Here is a 2205-nt window from a genome sequence, read left to right on the forward strand (position 1 = left end):
GACAGGGACCGGGGTGGCGGGCAGCGCGCCCAGGCGGTGCAGCCAGACGACCCCGGTCGCCGAGACCAGTCCGAACACGGCGCAGCACACCCAGGGCAGCCATCCGTGACCGGCGCCCTGCCCGGCGTCCATGGCCCAGCCGACGACGGCGTTGCCGACGGCCGCGGCCACACCGGAGACGACGTAGAAGATCCCGAAATAGGTGCCGGTCAGCTCCGGGCGGCCGAAGCGGGGGATGAGCTCCATCACGAACGGGGAGGCCACCATGGTCCCGAGGTACAGCAGCAGCGCGCCCAGCAGCACTGGCACGGCGTCGAACCACTCACCCGGGTCGGCCCCCGCCCCCAGCGCGGGCGGCAGGAACGCCAGCCCCATCACGGCGAGCCCGGTCGCGATCCAACGCCCCCTGTCGCCGCGCGACTTCAGGGCCGTGGTGATCCTGAGCTGGAGCGCCAGGTTGGCGAGGGTGCCGACGAGGAAGACGAGACCGGCCGCGCCGTCCCAGCCGGTGGCCTCGCGTGCCCCGGCGGGCAGCAGCAGATACAGCTGGTTCTCCAGGGTGAACATGCCGACCATGGCGAGCGCGAACGCGAGGAACGCCCGGTTGCCGAGCACCTCACGCCAGTCCCCGAGAACACCGCCCCCGCTCGCCTCCACCTTGCGGGCGGGCAGGACGAGGGCCTGCGCCACGGTGAGCACGGCGAAGATCCCGGCGGCGGTCAGCGCGGACGTGCGGAAGTCCACCAGCAGCAGCGCGCTGCCCAGCAGCGGCCCGATCAGGGCGCCCGTCGTAGCGAACACGTTGAACAGCGCGAACGCCTCCGCCTTGCGCTCCCCGGCCTCCTGCGCGAGGTAGGCCCGCACCGCAGGGTTGAACAGCGCCCCGGCGAGCCCGCTCAGCACGGACGCGGCCAGCAGCACGGCCAGTCCGTCACCGAGCGCGAACAGCCCGAACCCCACGGTCCGCAGCGCGCACCCGGCGATGATGACGCCCCGCGCCCCGAGCCGGTCGGAGGCGGAGCCGCCGATGATGAACAGGCCCTGCTGGCTGAGGTTGCGCACTCCGAGGACCACACCGACGAGGGCCGCCGACATGCCCAGGTTCTCGGTGAGATGGGTGGCCAGGTAGGGGATCAGGAGGTAGAAGCCGATGTTGACGCCGAGCTGGTTGACCAGCAGGAGGCGCACAGCGAACGGGAAGCGGCGTATCTCATGCCACGTCCGCACCACGCACCTCCTCCCTGGGCCGAACTCCCAGTCCTGGCAGCTCACTTGCCCGTACGACCCCGTCGTGGCCGCCGATGCCGGTCCACGGGTCGTGGGCGAGGAGGAGATGTCCGTCGAGGTCGGCCCAGCGGGCCCGGTCGGCGAGGTGGACGGCCGGGGCGAGACCGAGGCTGCTGGCGGTGAGGCAGCCGAGCATGATGTCGGTGCCGCTGCCCTCGACCGCCGCGGCGATCCCCAGGGCCGCGTGGACGCCGCCGCACTTGGCGAGCTTGACGTTCACCCCGTGGACGCGCCCGGCGAGTCGCCGTACGTCCTCGGCGCTCACGGCGTCCTCGTCGGCGATCACCGGCAGCGGCGAGCGCTCGGCGAGGGCGGCCAGCGCCTCCGGGTCGCCGGGGACGAGGGGCTGTTCGACGGCCTCCACGCCCAGTTCCGCGAAGCGCGGCAGCAGGGCGTCCGCGCGGGCCGCCGTCCAGGCGCCGTTGGGGTCGAGGAGCAGCCGCACGCCGGGCGCCGCGTCCCGCACCGCCCGCACACGCGCGAGGTCGTCCTCCGGATCGGGCGCGCCGGCCTTGATCTTGACGACCTCGAAGCCGTTCGCGGCGAGCCGGCGGGCCTCGGCGGCGGCACGCGTCGGCGCGGTGATCCCGATGGTCCGGGCGGTGGCCACCACCGGGGCGGACGGTGCGCCGAGCAGCCGGTGGACGGGGCTGCCCGCCCGCTTCCCGACGAGATCGAGCAGCGCGGCGTCCACGGCCGCGGTGACGGCCGGCGGAGTGCCCGAGCCCACCACGTCACCGTCGATCAGCGCCTGGAGCGCGCTCTCCGGATCGGGGAGGCACTCCAGATCGGTGGCGACCGCCGTGCACAGCCGCCCGAGGGTGTCGGCGTCGAGGCCGTAGTACACGCTGGTGACGGCCTCGCCGTGGCCGTGCAGCCCGTCGTGCTCGACGGTCAGCCACACCGCGTCGCGGGCGG

Annotated in this window: 2 protein-coding genes; both read right to left on the reverse strand. The window is 74.1% G+C overall.

Going from position 1 to position 2205, the window contains the following annotated elements:
- On the reverse strand, positions 1-1227 hold a 1227-nt coding region (locus tag AOK23_RS43650), incomplete at its 3' end, for an MFS transporter (RefSeq protein ID WP_055717883.1).
- Positions 1211-2205 (reverse strand): enolase C-terminal domain-like protein (locus AOK23_RS43655; RefSeq protein ID WP_055717884.1); only part of this gene is annotated, 995 nt, incomplete at its 5' end. The genes AOK23_RS43650 and AOK23_RS43655, both read right to left, overlap by 17 nt.

It is taken from the genome of Streptomyces torulosus (assembly GCF_001419765.1).
Lineage (GTDB): Bacteria > Actinomycetota > Actinomycetes > Streptomycetales > Streptomycetaceae > Streptomyces > Streptomyces torulosus.